Annotated in this window: 19 protein-coding genes; 1 reads left to right on the top strand and 18 read right to left on the bottom strand. The window is 71.3% G+C overall.

The window, feature by feature from the left end:
* Positions 1 to 50: 50 nt before the first annotated feature.
* The 9 genes from AAD528_RS06755 to AAD528_RS06715 all read right to left on the bottom strand — a co-directional run bounded on the left by AAD528_RS06755 (position 51) and on the right by AAD528_RS06715 (position 9,781).
* Positions 51 to 1,109 carry a glycoside hydrolase family 130 protein gene (locus AAD528_RS06755; protein WP_345751303.1) on the bottom strand — a complete coding sequence of 353 codons (1,059 nt, stop codon included), beginning with the start codon at positions 1,107 to 1,109 and terminating at the stop codon, positions 51 to 53.
* Between the two features lie 2 nt (positions 1,110 to 1,111).
* The gene (locus AAD528_RS06750) at positions 1,112 to 1,951 is read right to left on the bottom strand and encodes a carbohydrate ABC transporter permease (protein ID WP_345751302.1); all 840 of its coding nucleotides are present in this window, start codon (positions 1,949 to 1,951) and stop codon (positions 1,112 to 1,114) included.
* Entirely contained in the window at positions 1,948 to 2,904 is a 957-nt protein-coding gene (locus tag AAD528_RS06745; protein WP_345751301.1) for a carbohydrate ABC transporter permease, read from the bottom strand. Before AAD528_RS06745 ends, AAD528_RS06750 begins: the two co-directional genes overlap by 4 nt.
* 1 nt (position 2,905) lies before the next feature.
* Positions 2,906 to 4,201 (bottom strand): extracellular solute-binding protein, encoded by a 1,296-nt coding sequence (locus tag AAD528_RS06740; RefSeq protein ID WP_345751300.1) that lies wholly within the window; start codon positions 4,199 to 4,201, stop codon positions 2,906 to 2,908.
* A gap of 28 nt (positions 4,202 to 4,229) precedes the next feature.
* Positions 4,230 to 5,267 carry a LacI family DNA-binding transcriptional regulator gene (locus AAD528_RS06735; RefSeq protein WP_345751299.1) on the bottom strand — a complete coding sequence of 346 codons (1,038 nt, stop codon included), beginning with the start codon at positions 5,265 to 5,267 and terminating at the stop codon, positions 4,230 to 4,232.
* A 365-nt stretch (positions 5,268 to 5,632) separates the two neighbouring features.
* A complete protein-coding gene (gene purH, locus AAD528_RS06730) occupies positions 5,633 to 7,243 on the bottom strand; it encodes a bifunctional phosphoribosylaminoimidazolecarboxamide formyltransferase/IMP cyclohydrolase (protein WP_345751298.1) in 1,611 nt (536 codons plus the stop codon).
* Positions 7,244 to 7,300: 57 nt separating this feature from the next.
* Entirely contained in the window at positions 7,301 to 7,888 is a 588-nt protein-coding gene (purN, locus tag AAD528_RS06725; protein WP_345751297.1) for a phosphoribosylglycinamide formyltransferase, read from the bottom strand.
* A 4-nt stretch (positions 7,889 to 7,892) separates the two neighbouring features.
* The gene (locus tag AAD528_RS06720) at positions 7,893 to 9,194 is read right to left on the bottom strand and encodes a cell division protein PerM (protein WP_345751296.1); all 1,302 of its coding nucleotides are present in this window, start codon (positions 9,192 to 9,194) and stop codon (positions 7,893 to 7,895) included.
* Between the two features lie 146 nt (positions 9,195 to 9,340).
* Positions 9,341 to 9,781 (bottom strand): nitroreductase family deazaflavin-dependent oxidoreductase, encoded by a 441-nt coding sequence (locus tag AAD528_RS06715; RefSeq protein WP_345751295.1) that lies wholly within the window; start codon positions 9,779 to 9,781, stop codon positions 9,341 to 9,343.
* Positions 9,782 to 9,828: 47 nt separating this feature from the next.
* Between AAD528_RS06715 and AAD528_RS06710 the strand changes: the two genes are divergently transcribed.
* Positions 9,829 to 10,269: a nitroreductase family deazaflavin-dependent oxidoreductase gene (locus AAD528_RS06710; RefSeq protein WP_345751294.1), complete on the top strand. Its 441-nt coding sequence runs from the start codon at positions 9,829 to 9,831 to the stop codon at positions 10,267 to 10,269.
* A gap of 8 nt (positions 10,270 to 10,277) precedes the next feature.
* Here AAD528_RS06710 and AAD528_RS06705 read toward each other — a convergent pair whose 3' ends face one another.
* The 9 genes from AAD528_RS06705 to AAD528_RS06665 form a co-directional block, all read right to left on the bottom strand.
* Positions 10,278 to 11,033 carry an SDR family oxidoreductase gene (locus tag AAD528_RS06705; RefSeq protein ID WP_345751293.1) on the bottom strand — a complete coding sequence of 252 codons (756 nt, stop codon included), beginning with the start codon at positions 11,031 to 11,033 and terminating at the stop codon, positions 10,278 to 10,280.
* Positions 11,034 to 11,050: 17 nt separating this feature from the next.
* Positions 11,051 to 12,364 carry an aspartate aminotransferase family protein gene (locus AAD528_RS06700; protein WP_345751628.1) on the bottom strand — a complete coding sequence of 438 codons (1,314 nt, stop codon included), beginning with the start codon at positions 12,362 to 12,364 and terminating at the stop codon, positions 11,051 to 11,053.
* Between the two features lie 71 nt (positions 12,365 to 12,435).
* Positions 12,436 to 13,599: an ABC transporter substrate-binding protein gene (locus AAD528_RS06695; RefSeq protein WP_345751292.1), complete on the bottom strand. Its 1,164-nt coding sequence runs from the start codon at positions 13,597 to 13,599 to the stop codon at positions 12,436 to 12,438.
* A 74-nt stretch (positions 13,600 to 13,673) separates the two neighbouring features.
* Positions 13,674 to 14,495, bottom strand: a complete 822-nt coding sequence (locus AAD528_RS06690) for an ABC transporter permease (protein ID WP_345751291.1) — start codon at positions 14,493 to 14,495, stop codon at positions 13,674 to 13,676.
* Positions 14,495 to 15,319 (bottom strand): ABC transporter ATP-binding protein, encoded by an 825-nt coding sequence (locus AAD528_RS06685; protein ID WP_345751290.1) that lies wholly within the window; start codon positions 15,317 to 15,319, stop codon positions 14,495 to 14,497. The genes AAD528_RS06690 and AAD528_RS06685 overlap by 1 nt, the downstream gene beginning before the upstream one ends.
* A complete protein-coding gene (locus tag AAD528_RS06680; protein WP_345751289.1) occupies positions 15,319 to 16,215 on the bottom strand; it encodes an ABC transporter permease in 897 nt (298 codons plus the stop codon). Before AAD528_RS06680 ends, AAD528_RS06685 begins: the two co-directional genes overlap by 1 nt.
* Positions 16,212 to 17,228, bottom strand: a complete 1,017-nt coding sequence (locus AAD528_RS06675) for a TIGR03842 family LLM class F420-dependent oxidoreductase (RefSeq protein WP_345751288.1) — start codon at positions 17,226 to 17,228, stop codon at positions 16,212 to 16,214. Before AAD528_RS06675 ends, AAD528_RS06680 begins: the two co-directional genes overlap by 4 nt.
* A 99-nt stretch (positions 17,229 to 17,327) precedes the next feature.
* Positions 17,328 to 18,764 (bottom strand): dihydropyrimidinase, encoded by a 1,437-nt coding sequence (gene hydA / locus AAD528_RS06670; protein WP_345751287.1) that lies wholly within the window; start codon positions 18,762 to 18,764, stop codon positions 17,328 to 17,330.
* A 58-nt stretch (positions 18,765 to 18,822) separates the two neighbouring features.
* Positions 18,823 to 19,671 carry a nitrilase-related carbon-nitrogen hydrolase gene (locus AAD528_RS06665; RefSeq protein ID WP_345751286.1) on the bottom strand — a complete coding sequence of 283 codons (849 nt, stop codon included), beginning with the start codon at positions 19,669 to 19,671 and terminating at the stop codon, positions 18,823 to 18,825.
* Positions 19,672 to 19,720: the final 49 nt, after the last annotated feature.

Raw genomic sequence — 19,720 nt, 5'->3', positions numbered from 1 at the left:
CTTCGTTCCTTCGTCGCGGATCCGGGTGGTGCGGATCCGGGTGGTGCGGATCAGTCGGTGCGCTCGAGCAGAGCGGCGCCGATCTTGGAGTCGGCCATGCCGTAGAACACGAACAGCCGTCCGTCGATCTCCTCGATCGCGGTGGGGAAGACGACGTTCGGCACGATGCCGCTGCGCTCGTCGTCCGTCTCGGGGGCGAGCAGGGGCTCCGGCGTGCGCGCGAGCACGCGACTCGGATCCTCGGCGTCCAGCAGCAGCGCGCCGGCGGCGTAGTTGACCTTCTGCTGCTGCGAGAACGCGCTGTCGATCACGCCCGTCACGCCGTGGTGCAGCACGAGCCAGCCCTCGGGCACGCGCAGGGGCGGCGGGCCGCCGCCGATCTTCAGCTCCTCGAACGGGAACTCGGGGCCCGCGACGAAGCGGTGCTGCTCCCACAGCGCGAGGTTCGCGAGGTCGGCGCGGACCGCGCCGAGCGGCACGTAGCTGATCCAGATCGACTGCCGCTCGTCGGTGATCCCCGCGGGGACCCGCACGCCCTGGCCGGGCTTGGTCTCCCCCAGGTCCCACATCGGGCGGTGCAGCACCGCGAGCGCCTTGGTGCCGTCGGGCGCCGTGACGGGCTCGGGGAAGAACACCGTGTCCTTGTTGTGGAACAGGTTGAGGTCCATGTCGAGCGCCTCGTCGTACCGGAACAGCGCCGGCCCGAGCCGCCGCCATGCGCGCAGGTCCTCCGACACGGCGAGCGCGGTGCGCGGTCCGAGCGGCCCGTACGCGACGTACGTCATGACGTGCAGGCCGAGCGCGTCGATCCAGGTGGTGCGCGGATCCTCGACGCCGGCGTTGCCGACGCCGCGCTCCCAGCCGCGATCCGGCTCCAGCACGACGCCCTCGCGCTCGACGCCGACCGGCACGCCGTCCTCCACGATGACGCGCGCGAGGCCGACGCGCGAGACGTTGCCCTCCGCGACGAGGCGCGGCAGCAGGTAGAGCTCGCCGTCGGGCCCGCGCCCGGAGGCGGGGTTGAGCACGCCCTCCGCCTCGAGCGGATCGCCGGGCTCGGGGGTCATCACGATGCCGGCGCGGGTCAGCCGATAGGGGATGTGAGGCATTGTCATCCTTTCACTCCGGATCCGAGGTCGTTCGTGGTGAAGTACCGCTGGAACACGATGAACAGCGTCACGGCGGGCACCGCGAGCACCACGGCGCCGGCCATCATCGCCCCGAACGGGTTGGACGTGGACGCGGCGACGTTCGAGATGAAGTTGGCCAGCGACACCGCCAGCGGCTGCATCGAGGCCTCCTTCGTGATGAGGAACGGCCACAGGAACTCGTTCCACGGGCCGATCACGGTCAGCAGCACGGCAGTGAGCAGCGCGGGCCGCACGAGCGGCAGCGCGATGCTCCACAGCAGGCGGAACTCCCCCGCGCCGTCGATGCGCGCGGCGGAGAACAGATCGGCCGGCAGCTGCAGGAAGTACTGCCGGAAGATGACCACCGCCGTCGAGTTGATGAAGAACGGCAGGATCATGCCGAGGTAGTTGTCGGACAGCCCGTAGTCGCGCGCGATCAGCACGTACAGCGGGATCATCAGCAGCTGGAACGGGATCACCTGCACGAGCAGTGCGATCCCGAACAGCGTCCCCCGACCCCGCCACTGCAGCACCGCGAGCGCGTAGCCCGCGAGCACCCCGAACACGATGGTGCCGAGCAGGACACCGCCGGTGAAGATGCCCGAGTTCGCGAGCCCCTGCAGCAGCGAGATGCGCTCGTTGATCGCGACGTAGTTGTCGAACGACAGGTTCGCCGGATCCGGGAACGCGCCCCGCACGGACGTGTCGACGTCCGTCTGCAGCGATCCGATCACCATGTAGTAGAAGGGGAAGAGGAACACCAGCGCGCCCACCGCGAGGATGACGTACAGGGCGGCCCTGCTCCCGAGCGCGCGCCTCATGACTCCTCCCCGCCCACGAACCGGCGCTGCAGCGCCGCGATGATCAGCACGAACACGATCAGGATCACTCCGATCGCCGCGGCGACATCCGGATTCCCCTGCTCGATGCCGCGCTGGTAGATCAGCAGCACGGGCGAGGTCGACGCCCCGTTCGGGCCGCCGCCGCCGGTGAGCAGGTACGGCTCGGTGAAGAGGTTCGCGCCCGTGATGGTCGCGAGCAGCACCACCAGCAGGGTGGCCGGGCGGACGCCGGGCACGGTCACGGAGAAGAACTGCCGCAGCCGCCCGCCGCCGTCGACCGACACCGACTCGTACAGCTCCTTCTGCACGTTCTGCAGCGCCGCGAGGTACAGCAGGATGTAGAACCCGAGTCCCTTCCACGTCACGAACAGCGCGATGACCGGCATCGCGAGCGCGCTGTTGACGAACCACGACGGATCCGGTGCGAGGGGGCCGAGCACGTTGTTCACGAGCCCGCCGCGCGAGAACAGGAACAGCCACACCGCGACGACCGCGACGGACGCCGTGACGTACGGCACGTAGTAGCTGACGCGGAAGAACGTGCGGGCGTGCACGACGCGATCCAGCGCGGTCGCGAGCACGATCGAGAGCACCACGGTCAGCGGCACGTTGATGAGCAGGAACACCCCGACGTTGCGGAACGACTGCCACACGGCGGGATCCTGGATGACCGCGGCGTAGTTGTCGAGGCCGACGAACGGCCGGTCGACGACCGCGCCGGGGGCGGCGAAGAAGTAGTCCTGGAACGACATCCACACCGCGAACACGATCGGCCACGCGAACACGAGCGCGATGAACACGACGTACGGCGCCGAGAACAGCATGCCGAGCGGCTGCTGTCCCCGGCCCGTCCGACCGCGCCGGCGCCGCGGCGGCGAGGTCCCGGGTGCACCGGGATCGCTCCCGGTGCGCTCCGGGGCGAGGGCGGTCATGTCAGCTTCCCCCGGCCAGGCCGTCGATCTCCGCCGCGGTGTCGGTCAGGAAGTCGTCCACGCTGCCCTCGCCGAAGATGACCGCGGACGAGTAGCCGTCGCGGAACGCCTGCCAGATCTCGACCGAGTTCGGCACGTTCGGCACCTCGACGGTGCGCGACGCCTGGTCGCCGAACTGCTCGTAGGCGGGGTTGTCCGCGAAGTAGTCCGGGTACGTCTCGGTCAGGTTCTGGCGCAGCGGCATCTGCCCGGTCTCCTCGAGCCACACGCCGTCCTGCTCCTCGCTCGTGGCGAACTTCAGCACGTCCCACGCGGTGGCCTTGTTGTCGCACGCCGTGAACAGGCCGACGTTCTTGGCATCGCTGAACGTCCAGGTCTCCTCGGGCGCGGTGCCCTCGGCCGTCGGCACGGGCACGGCGCCCCACTCGACGTCCTCGCCGTACACCGAGATCGCCCACGGTCCGACGATCGCCATGGCGGCGTGGCCGTCGGCGAACGCGTCGCCCTGGTACTGCTCCTGGCCGGCGAGCTGCTCCTCGTAGAGCGTGCGCCAGAACTCGGCCACCGCGCGGCCGTCGTCGCTGTCGAAGGTGGCCTTGCCGTCCTCCACCAGCTGCGTGCCGCCGGTCTGCGCGGCGTACAGCGGGTAGAAGTCGAACCACGGCTGGAAGAACTCGCTGGTGGGCGCGGGGTTGATCGCGTAGGGCGCGACATCCGCCTCCTTCAGCGCCCGCGCCGTGTCGAGGAACTCGTCGTACGTCGACAGCTCCGGGTTCTCGGGATCCAGGCCCGCCTGCTCGAACAGGGCCTTGTTGTAGAAGATCATCACGGGGTTCGACTTCCACGGCATCTGGTAGAGCCCGCCGTCGTCGGAGCGGTACTGCTCGGCCAGGTCGCCGCTGCGCTCGGTGATGTAGTCGTCGCCGTCCTCGAACTCCGAGAGGTTCACGAGGCCGCCCTGCTTCTGGAACTGCGGCACGGCCGCGGGCGAGGTGTTGAACACCAGGCACGGCGCGTTGCCGGCCGTGATGGCGGCGCCGATGACCTCCTCGCTCGAGGCGCCGGCGGGGATCTCCTGCGCCTTGACCTGCTCGTCGGGGTGGTCGGCGTTCCAGGCCTCGACCATCTGCTCGCCCCAGGCGATCTCGGCCTCGTTGTTGGAGTACCAGATGGTGATCTCGCCGCGGCTGTCCATGTCCCCACCGCCGCCGCCACCACCGCCTCCCCCGCCGGTGCAGGCGGTGAGGGTGAGGGCACCGGCGGCCGCTGCGGCCGCGAGGATGATGCGTCGTTGCATTGTTCCGGCTCCTTGCTGTGGTGCGGCGTCAGCCGCGTCGAGGTGATGAGGGTGCGGGTCCGGTCGACTCGCGGATGATGAGGGTGGGCTCGGCGAGGTCGGCGTGCGTGGGCGCCGCACCCGAGAGCGCGTCGAGCAGCGCGCGGCCGGCGGCCGAGCCCCAGGCGCGTGCGTCGGTGGCGACCGACGTCAGCGACGGATGGATGTAGCGTCCGAGATCCGTGTCGTCGAATCCGGTGATCGACAGGTCGTCGGGCACGCGCAGGCCGAGCCGCTGGGCGACGCCCAGCCCCGCGACGGCCATGTGGTCGTTCGAGTAGACGATGGCGGTGGGCCGGTCGCCGCCGCTCAGCAGCCGCTGGGTCGCCTCCGCGCCCTCGGCGGCGCTGAAGTCGGTGGCCACCACGACCGGATCCAGGCCCGCGTCGGCGGCCGCGGCCAGGAACGCGTCGGCGCGGCGCTGGCCGTGCATCATGCTCGGGGGGCCCGCCACGTGCGCGACCCGGCGGTGGCCGAGCGCCGCGAGGTGCGCGACCGCGCTGCGGATGCCGGCGCCGTCGTCGACCGACACCGACGAGAACGGGCTCTCGACGTCGGGGCGCCCGAGCGTCACGGCCTGCAGCCCGAGGCGCTGGACGAGCGCGATGCGCTGGTCGCCCGCGCGCAGGTCGGTGAGCACGACGCCGTCGACGCGGCGGTCGTCCGCGAGGCCGCGGTACGTCTCGGCCTCCTTGCGCCCGGGCGTCGCGACGGCGAGCACGAGCACCTGGCCCGAGACGGCGAACACGTCCTCGAGCCCCGCGATGAGCGAGTGGAAGAAGGGGTCGGCCGCGATCACGTCGGGGCTGCGTCCCACGACGACGCCGCACGCGAAGGACCGCCCGGTGCTGAGCGACCGCGCGCGCAGGCTGGGTGTCCATCCGAGGTCGCTCGCGGCCTCCAGGATCCGCTTCCGACTGTCGCTCGAGACTCCCGGCCGGTCGTTCAGCGCGTAGGACACCAGCCCCTTGCTGACGCCCGCGTGGCGCGCGACATCCGCGATCGTGGGACGTCGCTGCACGGTCATGGAGCCCCTTCGCTTGAACCGGTTCAGTCCATTTGAACCGGTTCAGGCGACGAAGCCGAGGGGGTTGCCAGACGCGATCCGCGAGCGTATAAGCTGCGTCAGTCGTCGGATCCGGCGCTCAGTCGTCGGATCCGTGGGGCGGATGTGCACCGGTGAGCCTCCCGCACCTCACCAGCCCCGTCGCTCCGACGACCGAGCCGAGTTCCCGACGACTGAGATGCTGCGAGCCTGCACCCCGAGCGCGCTCCGGATCGCCGAAGCACACGGATGGGGACAGCGCACGCGCGGAACCCACGCCGTGGACGACCACCGCGCCGTTTCCGATGCTGCGTTTCGCTCCGCTCGACGCCCGGGCGGCCAGGGACTCAGTGGAAGAAGTGGCGCTCGCCCGTGAAGTACATCGCGACGCCGCGCTCCTTCGCCAGGGCGATGGTCTCCTCGTCGCGGACGGATCCGCCGGGCTGGATGATGACCTTCACGCCCGCGTTCATCAGCACCTCGGGCCCGTCCGAGAACGGGAAGAAGGCGTCCGAAGCCGCGACGGATCCGCTCGCGCGGTCGCCCGCGCGCTCGACCGCGAGGCGGCACGAGTCGACGCGGTTCACCTGGCCCATGCCGACGCCGACCGTGGCGCCGTTCTTCGCCAGCACGATGGCGTTCGACTTCACGGCGCGGCACGACTTCCACGCGAACACGAGATCCTGGATCGACACGTCCTCGGGCTGCTCGCCGGCCACCAGCTGCCAGTTCGCGGCGACCGACTCGAAGTCGTCCTCGGGGAAGCGGTCGGCGTCCTGCAGCAGCAGGCCGCCCGAGACGAGGCGCACGTCCATGCCCTCCTGGCGCCAGTCGGCCGGCAGCTTCAGCAGGCGCAGGTTCTTCTTCTCGGCGAACACCTCCAGCGCGGCGGGCTCGAAGTCGGGCGCCACGATCACCTCGGTGAAGATGTCGCGCAGATTCTCGGCCATCTTCAGCGTCACGGGGCGGTTCGCCGCGATCACGCCGCCGAACGCGGAGACCGGATCGCACTCGTGCGCGCGCAGGTGCGCGCTCGCGATCGGGTCGAGCGCGTTGGGCGCGGCGACCGCGAGGCCGCACGGGTTGGCGTGCTTGATGATCGCCACGGCGGGCAGCACCATGTCGTACGCGGCGCGCAGGGCGGCATCCGCGTCGACGTAGTTGTTGTACGACATCTCCTTGCCCTGGATCTGCGTGGCCTGGGCGATGCCGTGCCCGCCGACGCGGGAGTAGATCGCGGCGCGCTGGTGCGAGTTCTCGCCGTAGCGCAGGTTGGACAGCTTCTCGGCCTGGATCGTGAGGTGGTCGGGCAGGTCGATCTCGCCGGCGAGGGTCTCCTCGGCGAACCACTGCGCCACAGCGGTGTCGTACGCGGCGGTGTGCGCGAACGCGCGCGCGGCGAGCTCGCGGCGCTGCGACAGCGACGTGCCGCCGTCCGCCACGGCCTGGATGATCGCGGGGTACGACTCGGGCGAGACGACGATCGCGACGTTGGCGAAGTTCTTCGCGGACGCGCGCACCATCGCGGGCCCCCCGATGTCGATCTGCTCGACGACGTCGTCGCCCTGCGCGCCCGACTTCACGGTCTCGACGAACGGGTACAGGTTCACGACCACGAGCTCGAACGGCGCGATGTCGAAGTCGGCGAGCTGCGCCTCGTGGCTCTCGAGGCGCAGGTCGGCGAGCAGGCCGCCGTGCACGTTCGGGTGCAGTGTCTTGACGCGGCCGTCGAGCATCTCCGGGACACCCGTGACCGACGCCACGTCCGTGACCTCGTAACCGGCGTCGCGGATGGTCGCGGCCGTCGATCCGGTCGACACGATCTCCACGCCCGCTCCCGCGAGCGCCTCCGCGATCCGCAGCAGGTCGGTCTTGTCGCTGACCGACACGAGCGCGCGCCGGATCGGCACCAGGTCGCGGTCGCGGTAGAGCGAGGGGTCGTGACGAGGGCCGGCCATAGGGTGCTCCTTCGGGTGAGGCGGATCGCCGATCCGGTCGCGGATCGGCGGGCGGGGTCAGGATGTCGCGGTGAGGGCGAGCTCGCCGGTCGCGATGCGGCGCACGACGTCGATCAGCAGGCGGCGCTCGACGGGCTTGATGCGCTCGTGCAGGGTGTCCTCGGTGTCGCCGGGCAGCACGGGGATGCGCTCCTGCGCCAGGATCGGGCCGGTGTCGACGCCGTCGTCCACGACGATCACGCTGGCGCCGGTCTGCTCGGCCGCGGCGGCGAGCGCGTCGCGCACGCCGTGCGCGCCGGGGAACTCGGGCAGGTACGCCGGGTGGGTGTTGATGATGCGCGGCTGCCAGCGCGCGACGAGCGCGGACGGCAGCAGGCGCATCAGGCCGCTGAGCACGATCAGGTCGGGCTGGATCTCGTCGAGGCGGCGCCCGAGCTCCTCGGCCCACTCCTCGCGGCTCGCGTACTCGCGGAACGGCACCACGAAGGCGGGGATCCCCTGCGCCTCGGCGTGCGCGAGGCCGGCGGCGGCGCGGTCGGCGCCCACGGCGACGATGCGAGCCGGGTATCCGGGGTCGTCCGCCGCCTCGAGGAGGGCCCGGAGATTCGAGCCCGCGCCCGAGATGAGGACGACGACCGACAGCACTCGGTCAGTCTACCGGCGCGGCAGTATTCCGCCGATCCGCGGGCTCGTCCTCGTCCTCGCCGCGCACCCAGCGGTCGAGGCGCTGCTCGTAGGCGCGGGGGGCGAGCAGCAGGATGGCCGCGCCCAGCATCACCTCGAGCCCGGTCGCCAGCGCGATCGCGCCCGGCTCGGGGCCGGCCTGCGCGAGGCGGCCCGGTCCCAGCGATCCGGACGTCAGCGCCGCGATCAGCGCCGCGCCGGCGCCGGCGATCACGGCGATCCCGGCTGCGAGCATGACGCGCGGAACGACCGGCTCGTGGTCCGATCCCTCCGCGTGCGCCTCGGCGCGGAACGCGATGCGCACGCCCCATCCGGCGATCGCCCCGGCGACGACGGGCGCGAGCACGGCGAGCAGCAGCAGGGGCGAGCCGTGCTCGGGGATCAGGCCCAGCATCGGCACGCCCGGCAGCACGCCGAGCTGCGTCGCGGCGGGCGACACCCCGGTGCCGGCGCCGAACATGAAGCCGGGCCCGGCGATCCACGCCACGGCCCAGCCGATCAGGGTCGGCAGATACGCGAACTGCGCGATCGTGAGCAGGATGGATCCGGTCAGGTCGACCTGCGACGCCTCGTACAGGGCGATCACCCGGCCCCCGCTGAACGGCACCGCCACGGCGATCGCGAGCGCCGCGAAGCCGATCACGCCCGCGAGCGCCATCCCGCCGCCGCGCATCATCAGCGCGGGGAACTCGCGCCAGCCCGCCGGGAGACGATCGGCCGCGTCATGCAGCCGGTCGACGACGCCGTCGTCGCCCTCGCTCCACGCGCCGGTGACGGCGCCGAGCAGCATCGGGATCGCGTACAGCAGCGTCGGCAGCAGGATCGCCTGCCACGGCTCGACGGACGTCACGGGGTTGCTGCCGGCGGTGAGATTGCCGACCGTGGCGGCGATCGCCGTCGTGGCCGTGCCCGCGACGACGCCCGTGAACCAGCGCCCGGAGCGCAGCGCCCGGCGTCCGGATCGCGCCGCGAACACCGCGATCAGCACGGCGAACGCGAGCGGCGCGATCGAGAGGACGAAGGATCCGGCCTCCTCCGGCAGCCCCGTCGCGACCAGGAAGTCGCCGTCGAGCGTGAGCACGAGGGGCACGAAGTTGCCGAGCTGCCAGATGCGCACGGACGCGGGCCACAGCGCCGACCAGTCGGCGAGCCCGCCGAACGCGAACACCCACATCACCATCAGCGGCGCGAGGACGGCGGCCCATCCCACGATCGCCGACACGGCGGCATCCAGGGCTGCGAGCAGGGCGACGAGGAAGCGATGCATGACGCATCGACTCTACGTGCGCACGCCCGCGTCGCCGGGGCGGCGCTCCGCCCCCGGCATGTCCCGCGTGCGGCCCTTATCCGGTCGCGCGTGTCCCAGTTCCGGCCCGTTTGCGCCCGCAGAGCGGCGCGAAGTGGAACATCGGGTCAGGCGTCCTGCGGCTCCAGCACGAACACGGCGATCCGGCGGTCCGTCTTCTTCTGGTACTCGGCGTAGTCGGGCCAGACCGCCACGGCGCGCTGCCACCACTCGTCGTACTCGGCGCCGTCCAGCTCCCGCGCCGTGTAGTCGCGCCTGTCCGCGCCGTCCTGCAGCTCGACGTGCGGGTTCGCGCGGACGTTGTGGTACCACTGCGGCGGCTGCGGCGCACCGCCCTTCGAGGCGACGACGGCGTAGCGGCCGTCGTGCTCGACGCGCATCAGTGCGGTCTTGCGCAGGCCGCCGCTCTTCGCGCCGACGGTCGTCAGGACGATCACCGGCACGCCGCGCAGCAGATTCGCCTCGGCGCCGTTCGTCGCCTCGTACGTCTCGGCCTGCGTGCGGGCCCATTCGGCGGTCGACGGCAGGTACTCCCCGGTCAATGGCATGGTCCCAGGCTATGGGCATCCGGACCGGTCGGGCCTACCCTGTCCGCATGACGGACACGTACAACGGCACACCCGTGCGGCGTCGCATCGACCGGATCATGGCGGCGCTCGCTCGCCGCGGCATCGCGCCGGGCGGGATCACGTCGCTCACGGTCGCCGGGCGCCGCAGCGGCGAGCCGCGCACCGTGCCGGTGACGCCCGTCGTGGTCGGCGGCCGCCGCTACCTCGTGGCCCCGTACGGCCCGGTCGGCTGGGTGCGGAACCTGCGCGTGGTCGGCGAGGCGACGCTGCAGCGCGGAGCGGATGCCGAGCGGATCCGCGCGGAGGAGCTCGGTCCGGAGGCCGCGGCGCCGGTCCTCAAGCACTACGTGCAGCAGATCCCGATCGTCCGCTCGCGCTTCCCCACCGCGCCGCCGGACGCCGACCTCGCGGCCTTCGCCGCCGTCGCGCACGATCATCCGGTCTTCGCGATCACCGTCGTGAGCTGACCGCCGCCTCAGCTCGTGCGGGCGATCCGGGTGTTGGAGACCTGCGCGCGGGGCCGGATGATCATCGTGTCGACGTTCACATGGTGCGGACGTGACAGCGCCCAGGCGATCGCATCGGCCACGTCCTCGGCGACCAGGGGGTCGTAGCCCGCGTACACGGCCGCGGCCCGCTCGGCGTCTCCGTCGAAGCGGACGAGCGAGAACTCGGTCTCGACGTTGCCGGGAGCGATCTCGATCACGCGGATCGGCTCGCCCGCGAGCTCGAGCCGGAGCGTGTTCACCATCATGCGCTCGGCGTGCTTCACGCCCGTGTAGCCGGCGCCGCCCGGGTAGGCTCCGTGGGCCGCGGTGGAGGTGACCGTCAGCAGATCGCCGCGGCCGGATGCGCGCAGCGCGGGCAGGAGCGCCTGCGTCACCCGCAGGGTGCCGAGCACGTTGAGCTCGTACATCGCGCGCCACTTCTCGAGCGCTCCGGTCTCGACCGGCTCGAGGCCGTACGCGTTGCCGGCGTTGTTCACCAGCGCGTGCAGCGGGCCCGTCGCGAGCACGGCGTCGCGCAGGGCGTCGATCGACCCCGGGTCGGTCTGGTCGGCGACGACGATCCGGGCCCCCGTCTCGGCGGCGAGCGCCTCGAGGCGGTCGCGGCGCCGCGCGGACGCGACCACGTCCCAGCCCTCGGCGCGCAGTCGGCGCACCGTGGCGGCGCCGATGCCGCTCGATGCCCCGGTGACGAGGGCGCGCAGGGGCTGCTCGGCAGAGATCATGCGGCTGCTCCCTCCGCTCAGAGCGCCGACAGCGCGGCGTCGATCGCCGCGAGGCCGAGCACGACCTCGGCGGGGGTGATGATGCAGGGCGGCACGACGTGCAGCCGGTTGTCCGCGGTAAACGGCAGGACGCCCTCCGCGAGCATGGTGGCCTTGATCCGCGCGATGTCGGCCGCGGGCAGCGGCTGGCGGGTGTCCCGATCGGCGACCAGGTCGAGGGCCCAGAAGACGCCGAGCCCGCGCACCTCGCCGATCACGTCGTGCTTCGCCGCGAGGGCGGCGAGTCCGGGGCCGAGGTCGTCCCGGCCGATGAGCGCGGCATGCTCGACGATCCCCTCCTCGGTCATGGCGTCGAGCGCGGCCACGATCGACGCGGCGGCGAGCGGATGGCCGGAGTACGTCAGGCCGCCGGGGAACACGCGGTCGTCGAAGTGGCGCGCGATGTCGCCCCGGGGCAGGACGCCGCCCACCGGCACGTACCCGGAGTTGACGCCCTTGGCGAAGGTCACGATGTCGGGGACGACGCCGGTCGGGTTGGTGCGCTCGCTCTGCCACGAGAACCACGTGCCGGTGCGGCCGAAGCCGGACATCACCTCGTCCAGGATCAGGAGGATCCCGTACCGATCGCAGAGCTCCCGGACCCCCGCGAGGTAGCCGGCGGGCGGCACGAGCACGCCCGCCGTGCCGGGGATGCCCTCGAGCAGCACGGCCGCGATGGACTCGGGCCCCTCGGCCTGGATCGTGCGGTGCAGGTGCCGCAGGGCGCGCTCGCACTCCTGCTCCTCGGTCTCGGCCCAGAACTCCGTGCGGTACAGGAACGGCCCGAAGAAGTGGACGTGGCCGCGCGCGTACTCGTTCGGCACGCGGCGCCAGTCCCCCGTCGACGCGATCGCGGAGCCGGTGTTGCCGTGGTAGCTGCGGTAGTGGCTGAGCACCTTGTCGCGCCCCGTGTACAGCCGTGCCATCCGGATCGCGTTCTCGTTCGCGTCCGCGCCTCCGTTGGTGAAGAACACCTTCTCGAAGCCGGGCCCGGCCTTCTCGACGATGCGTCGGGCCGCCTCGCCGCGGGTCAGGTTCGCCGCGGCGGGGCCCACGGTCGCGAGCGTCGCGGCCTGATCCTGGATCGCCCGGACGACACGCGGATGCCCGTAGCCGATGTTGACGTTGACGAGCTGGCTCGACAGGTCGAGGTAACGGTTTCCCTCGAAGTCCCAGACCTCGGACCCCATGCCGCCTGCGATCGCGAGGGGGTTCAGCGCCGCCTGTGCGGACCAGGAGTGGAAGACGTGGGCGCGGTCGAGGTCGAGGGTGCGCTGGGTGTCGCTCAAGATGTGTCCTTCGGTGGGTCGGTGCGAGGGCGGTGGCCCGGCCGGGGAACGGCTCCCCGGCCGGGCGCCGGTTCTTACTGACCGCCCTCGGTGAGCTCGACGTCGATCGGCGCGAAGTCCGCGCCCGTGACATCGACGCCCTCCTCCTCGAGCGAGGCGACGGCCTCCTCGATGTACTCGTTCGAGTACGCGGTCGCGGGCGGCTCCTCCGTGATCAGGTGCGCGCCCTGCTCGTTGACGGCGGCGAGCGCGCCCGCGACCGTCTTGTCCCACGCGGCCTCGTCGATCACGCCGATGCCGTTCTCGGCCGGCCAGATGAGCTTGTTCGTCTCGTTGGCCATCCACAGCTCGTGGCTGGGACCCCAGCTGGAGCCGTTCTCGATCGTCAGCGCGGCGGCCGCCTCGGCGTCGTCGCGGGCGAAGACCCAGCCCTTGATGACCGCGCGCAGGAACTTCACCGTGGTCTCGGCGTACTCCGCGTCGCTCTCGAGCCGCTCGGTGTCGGCCCACAGGGCGTCCTGCAGCATGGCGCCCTCGGTGTCCTCGTACGAGATGACCGAGAAGTCGTCCTCGGTGTACAGCTCACCGGTCTCGGGGTCCGGGGTCTCGAGCAGCTGCGCCCACTCGTTGTAGGTCATCGCCTGCGCCGCGTCGATGTCGCCGGCGAGGAAGCCGTTCATGTCGAACGACTGCGTGATGATCTCGACGCTCGTCGCGTCGAGGCCCTCGGCCGCCATCGCGGCGAAGATCTCCCACTCGTTGCCGAAGCCCCACGAGCCGATCTTCTTGCCCTCGAAGTCGTCCACCGACTCGATCCCCGAGTCCGCCCAGGCGACCTGGAGGGTGCCGGAGCGCTGGAAGATCTGCGCGATGTTCGTCAGGTTCGCGCCGGCCTCGATCGAGCCGAGCACCTTGGGCACCCATGCCACGGCGTAGTCGACGTCGCCGTTCGCGAGCGCGTCCTGCGGCACGATGTCGCCGCCGGACGGGATGATCTCGACCTCGAGGCCCTCCTCCTCGAAGTACCCCTGCGAGAGCGCGGCGTAGTAGCCGGCGAACTGCGCCTGGGGCAGCCACTGCAGCTGCAGCTTGATGGGCGTGAGCTCGGCCGCTCCCTCGCTGGGGGCGGCGTCACCGCCGCCGTCCGTCGGGGCGGATGCCGCGCAGGACGTCAGGGCGATGGCGGCGGCGAGTCCCGCCGCGGAGATGGCCGCGATCCGGCCGAAACGGTGCCTCATGGGTTCTCCTCGGAGATGTCGGGTGGTGCGGGTCGGGTGAGACGGGATGGTGGAGCGGTCGGGGGACGGATCCGTCAGACGGACGTCGCGTGCCGGGACGCGAGCCTCTCGACGACGGATGCGACGACGTAGAACACGACGCCGAGCGCGACCGCGCCGACGACGAAGGCCCAGCTGCGCGCGTACGCGCTCTGAGCGGCGTAGGTCGAGATCAGCCCGCCGAGGCCGCCGCGGGGGCCGCCGAAGTACTCCGCGACGAGCGCGGAGATGACCGCGAGCGAGCTCGCGATCCGGATGCCGGTGAACACGTGCGGCGTCGCGGTCGGCAGGGTCACGGCGCGGAACGCCTGCCACGGCGTCGCGGCGAACACGCGCATCAGGTCGCGGTGCACGGGGCGCGCCTGGCGCAGGCCGCGCAGCGTGTTCAGGAACACCGGCGTGAAGGCGGCGATCCCGGCGATCGCCTGGCGCCCGACCTGGCTGTCGGCCCCGAACATCGTGTTGAGCACCGGGGCGAGCGCCACGATCGGGATGACCGCGAGCGCGGCGACGATCGGGGCGAGCATGCCGGCGGCCGGCTTCGCGGCGGCGGCGACCGCCGCGAGCGCGATGCCGACCAGCGTTCCCGCGATCAGCCCGAGGAGGGCGTTGAGGCCGGTCACGCCCGCGCCCTCGATGATCGCCGGCAGGAAGGCCGCCGTCTCGGTCGCGATGGCGGCGGGACTCGGCAGCACGTAGTCGTCGACGGCGCCGACGCCGACGAGCAGCTGCCACGCTCCCAGCGCGACCAGGCCGATCGCGAGCGGGGCGGCGATCGTGCCCCATCCGGACACCCCGTCGCGCCGCGGCTCCAGGAGCCGCCGCGGGGCCGTGATGACGGTGGCAGCGGTCGCCATCAGCGCGTCTCCACGCCGCGCGCGACGACGGACGCGTGCCCGTGCAGCGCCTCGCGGACGGCGGTGATCATGTCGAAGTAGGAGGCGTCCTCGCGCAGCTCCTCGGTGCGGGCGGCCGTGCCCTGCAGACGCATCGGCACGATCTCGCTGATGCGGCCCGGGCGTGGCGACATCACGACGACGCGGTCGGACAGGTAGACCGCCTCCGGGATGGAGTGCGTCACGAACACGACGGCCGCCCCGGTCTCGGCGCTGATCCGCAGCAGCTCGGTCTGCATCCGCTCGCGCGTCATCTCGTCGAGCGCGCCGAACGGCTCGTCCATCAGCAGCAGGCGGGGGCTCTCGGCGAGGGCCCGCGCGATCGCGACGCGCTGCTGCATGCCACCCGACAGCTGGTCGGGATGCCGGTCGGCGAAGTCGCTCAGGCCGACCATCTCGAGCAGCTCGGCCACCCGCGCGCGCCGCTCGGGCGCCGCCGTCCCGTGCAGCTGCAGCGGCAGGGCGACGTTCTCGGCAACGGTCCGCCAGGGCAGGAGCCCGGCCTGCTGGAACGCCATGCCGTAGTCGTGGTCGAGCCTGGCCCGGCGGGTCGGCTTGCCGAACACCTCGATCGTTCCCGCCGAGGGCTGGTCGAGATCGGCGATGAGACGCAGCAGCGTCGACTTGCCGCAGCCGGACGGCCCGATGAGCGACACGAACTCGCCCGCGGCGACCTCGAGGTCCACCGCGTGCAGCGCGTGCACCTCGCCGCCCCTGGTCGCGAACGCCTTGTCGACGCCGCTCACCGCGACGGCCGGCGCGTCCTGCCCTGTCACCTCCGTCATCACGACGTCACCTCCACGCGTCGGTAGTCCTTCAGCAGCCACCCGAGCAGCGCCACGGATCCGGCGCCGATGAGGCCCAGCGCGATCGCGCCGAAGATCGGCGCCCAGGCCTTCGCGGGGTCACCGGACGCCTGCCCGGCGAACTGGATGATCATCCGGCCGATGCCGCCCTGCATGCCCGTGGAGACCTCCGCCACCACGGCGCCCACGATCGCGTTCGCCGCGGCGAGCCGCAGCGCCGTGAGCAGATACGGGACGGATGCCGGCAGCCGCAGGGCGAGGAGCGTGCGCCACCATCCGGCGCCGTAGGTGCGCATCAGCTCGAGATGGATGCGGTCGGGGGCGTCGAGGCCGGCGAGCGCGCCGACCGCGACGGGGAAGAACGCGAGGTAGCTCGCGATCAGCGCCACGCTCATCCAGTCCTGCCACTCGAACGCGCCGATCTCGATCTGCGAGCCCCACGATCGCACCAGCGGCGCGAACGCGATGAGCGGAACCGTCTGGCTCAGGATGATCCACGGCAGCAGGCCCCAGCGCACCGGTCGGAGCGACAGCATCGCGAGAGCCAGCGCGAATCCCAGGGCGAGGCCGGCGACGAGCCCCGCTGCGGCGATCCCGAGGGTGACCAGAGACGCCTGGACCACGACCAGCCAGAGCGGCTCGGCGGTCGTCGCGCGCGTCTCGCCGGCGAAGAAGCGGATCACCATGTCCCACACGTGCGGCATCGCGAGATCGCTCGTGCGCGGCAGCACGCGGGTGTCGCCCAGCATCAGGCCGTCTGCGGGGCCGGCGGCCTTGTACAGCTCCCACGCCGCCGCGAGCGCGACGATCCCCAGCGCGCCCCACAGCCAGGCCGTGGCGGGGCGGCGTCCACCGCGGGCGGGGAGGGCGGTCATGCCTTCGCCGTCACCTTCTCGCGCAACGCGGGGATGACCGTCTCGCCGTAGACGCGGAGGGTCTCCTCCTTGGCGTCGTGCTGCAGGTAGCCGGCGAACTGGTCGACGCCGATCGACTTGAGCTCCTCGAGCTTCGCGATGTGGTCGGACGCCGTGCCGAGCACGCAGAACCGGTCGACGATCTCGTCCGGCACGAAGTCGACGTGATCGTTTCCCGCCCGGCCGTGCGAGTTGTAGTCGTAGCCCGTGCGGCCCTCGATGTAGTCGGTGAGGGCCTTCGGCACGGCTCCGGATGCGCCATAGCGCCGGACGATCTCGGCCACGTGGTTGCCGACCATGCCGCCGAACCACCGCGTCTGCGCGCGCATGTGCTCGAGGTCGTCGCCCACGTAGAACGGTGCGGCCACGCAGAACGTGATCGCATCCGGATCGCGCCCCGCCCGCTCGGCGGCCTCGCGCACGCTCGCGATCATCCACTTGGCGACGTCCACGTCGGCCAGCTGCAGGATGTATCCGTCGGCGACCTCGCCCGTCAGGGCGAGCGCCTGGGGGCCGTAGGCGGCGACCCACACCTCCAGCTCGCTGCCCTGCGACCACGGGAAGCGCAGCATCGATCCGTTGATCTCGACCGCGCGCGAGTTGCCGAGCTCCCGGATGACGTGGATCGCCTGCCGGAGCTCCGCGAGCGACGACGGCCGGCCGTTCAGCACGCGCACGGCGGAGTCGCCGCGGCCGATGCCGCACACCGTGCGGTTGCCGTACATCTCGTTGAGGGTCGCGTACATCGACGCGGTGACGGTCCAGTCGCGCGTCGCCGGATTGGTGACGAACGGACCGACCTTGATCCTGCGCGTCTCCGCGAGGATCTGGCTGAAGATCACGTACGGCTCCTGCCAGAGCAGGTGCGAGTCGAACGTCCAGACGTGGCTGAAGCCGTGCTGCTCGGCGAGCTTGGCGAGGTGCACCACGCGCGAGGCGGGCGGGTCGTTCTGCAGGACGGCGCCGAATTCCATGTCGTCTCCAGGTAGATGGGGGCGGTTGCTGAGCGATGCCTCGGCTCGCCTCGCTCGCTCGGTGCGGGTCTTCGCGAGTCGAGGCGACGGCCGCGCGGGTCAGGAGAGGTACTGGCTGAGACCGCGCTTGATGTAGCGGCCGTGGCCCTTGCGGCCGATGTATCCGGTCTCGTCGACGACGACCTGTCCGCGCGACATCACGACGTCCACGTGGCCGTCGATCTCGTAGCCCTCCCACGCGGAGTAGTCCATGTTCATGTGGTGCGTCTCGTTCAGCCCGATGGACGTGTGGCCGTTCGGGTCGTACACGACGATGTCGGCGTCGGCGCCGGGCTGGATCACGCCCTTCCTGCCGTACATCCCGAACATCCGCGCCGGTGTGGTCGAGGTGATCTCGACCCAGCGCTCCAGGGTGATGAAGCCGTCGACGACGCCCTGGTACATGAGATCCATGCGGTGCTCGACGCTGCCGATGCCGTTCGGGATCTTCGCGAAGTTCCCGCGCCCCATCTCCTTCTGGTCCTTCATGCAGAACGGGCAGTGATCCGTCGACACCATCTGGATGTCGTTCGTCCGCAGGCTCTGCCACATGGCGTGCTGGTGGCCCTCGTGGCGCGAGCGGACCGGGGTCGAGCACACCCACTTGGCGCCCTCGAGCTCGCCCCACTCCTCGCTGCGCGCGGCCAGCTGCTCCTCGAGCGAGAGGTAGAGGTACTGCGGGCAGGTCTCGCCGAAGACGTTGAAGCCCTCGTCCCGCGCCGCCGCGATCTGCTGCACCGCCTGCTTCGCGCTCACGTGGACGACGTAGAGGGGCGCGCCCGTGAGGCGCGAGATCATGATGACCCGGTGGGTCGCCTCCTCCTCGGTCTCCCACGGCCGGGTGAGCGCGTGCCACTCGGGGCCGGTGTGCCCCGCCTCGAGCGCCTGCTGCTGCAGGACGTCGATGATGGATCCGTTCTCGGCGTGCATCATCATCATCGCGCCGGTCTGCGCGCCCTTCTGGAACGCGCGGAAGATCTGGCCGTCGTCCGAGAGGAACACGCCCTTGTAGGCGGTGAACAGCTTGAAGCTCGTGACGCCCTCGCTGATCAGCTCGTCCATCGCCGTCAGCGAGGAGTCCTGCACGTCCGACAGGATCTGGTGGAAGCCGTAGTCGATCGCGCACTCCCCCGCGGCCTTCTCCTGCCACAGGCCGTACTGCTCGAGGATGTTCTGGTCGGGGTACTGCACGACGAAGTCGACGATCGACGTGGTGCCTCCCCACGCGGCGGCCCGGGTGCCGGTCTCGAAGGTGTCCGAGGCGAATGTGCCGCCGAAGGGCATCTCCATGTGGGTGTGCGCGTCGATGCCGCCGGGGATCACGTACTTTCCGGTCGCGTCGATCACGCGGTCGACGGTCCCCGTCAGGTCCGATCCCAGCAGCACCGATCCGGGGGCGAGCACGGCGACGATCTTCTCGCCGTCGACCAGGACGTCGGCGGGCGCGCGGCCGGTGGCGCTGACGACCGTGCCGCCGGTGATGAGGGTGGTGGCCATGTTCTCGCTTCCTGCACTGCTTCGGGATCGGACGGGGATCGGATCGGATCGCGCCGCGTCAGGGCGCGGTGGTCGCGGCGTACGAGTCGGGCCGGCGGTCGCGGTAGAACTGCCAGCTGTCGCGGGCCTCCCGGATGAGGCCCAGATCGAGGTCGCGGAGGAGGAGCTCCTCGTCCGTCGCCGAGCCGTAGTCGCCCACGAGGTTGCCGCGCGGGTCGACGAACTGGCTCTTGCCGTAGAAGTCGACCGCGAGGTCGCCGTACTCGTTGTCCTCGCGCCCGACGCGGTTGGGAGCCGCCACGAAGTAGCCGTTCGCCGCCGCCGCGGCGGGCTGCTCGATCTCCCACAGGCGGTTCGACAGGCCGGGCTTCGTGGCGTTCGGGTTGAACACGATCTCCGCGCCGTTCAGGCCCAGCTCGCGCCATCCCTCCGGGAAGTGACGGTCGTAGCAGATGTAGGCGCCGATCTTCCCGACGGCGGTCTCGAACACGGGGTAGCCGAGGTTGCCGGGGCGGAAGTAGAACTTCTCCCAGAACCGGTCGACGTGCGGGATGTGGTGCTTGCGGTAGGTGCCCAGGATGGATCCGTCCGCGTCGACGACGACCGCCGAGTTGTAGTAGACCCCGGCCATCGCCTCCTCGTAGATGGGCAGGACGGCGACGAGCCCGAGCTCCTTCGCGAGCGCCGCGAAGCGCTGCACGATCGGGCCGTCGGCGGGCTCGGCGTAGGAGTAGTACGTCGCGTCCTGGGTGATGCCGAAGTAGGGGCCGTAGAACAGCTCCTGGAAGCAGATGACCTGCGCGCCCTGCGCCGCGGCATCGCGCGCGAAGCCCTCGTGCTTGTCGAGCATCGACGCCTTGTCGCCGGTCCACGTGGTCTGACTGATGGCTGCGCGGACGATCGTCATGAGGCCTCCCTGCGGTCTGGTGTTGTGTTACTTTCCCGCTTGAACATTT

The organism is Microbacterium rhizophilum, assembly GCF_039605615.1.
GTDB lineage: Bacteria > Actinomycetota > Actinomycetes > Actinomycetales > Microbacteriaceae > Microbacterium > Microbacterium rhizophilus.
This window is presented reverse-complemented; position numbering and strand designations above follow the sequence as displayed.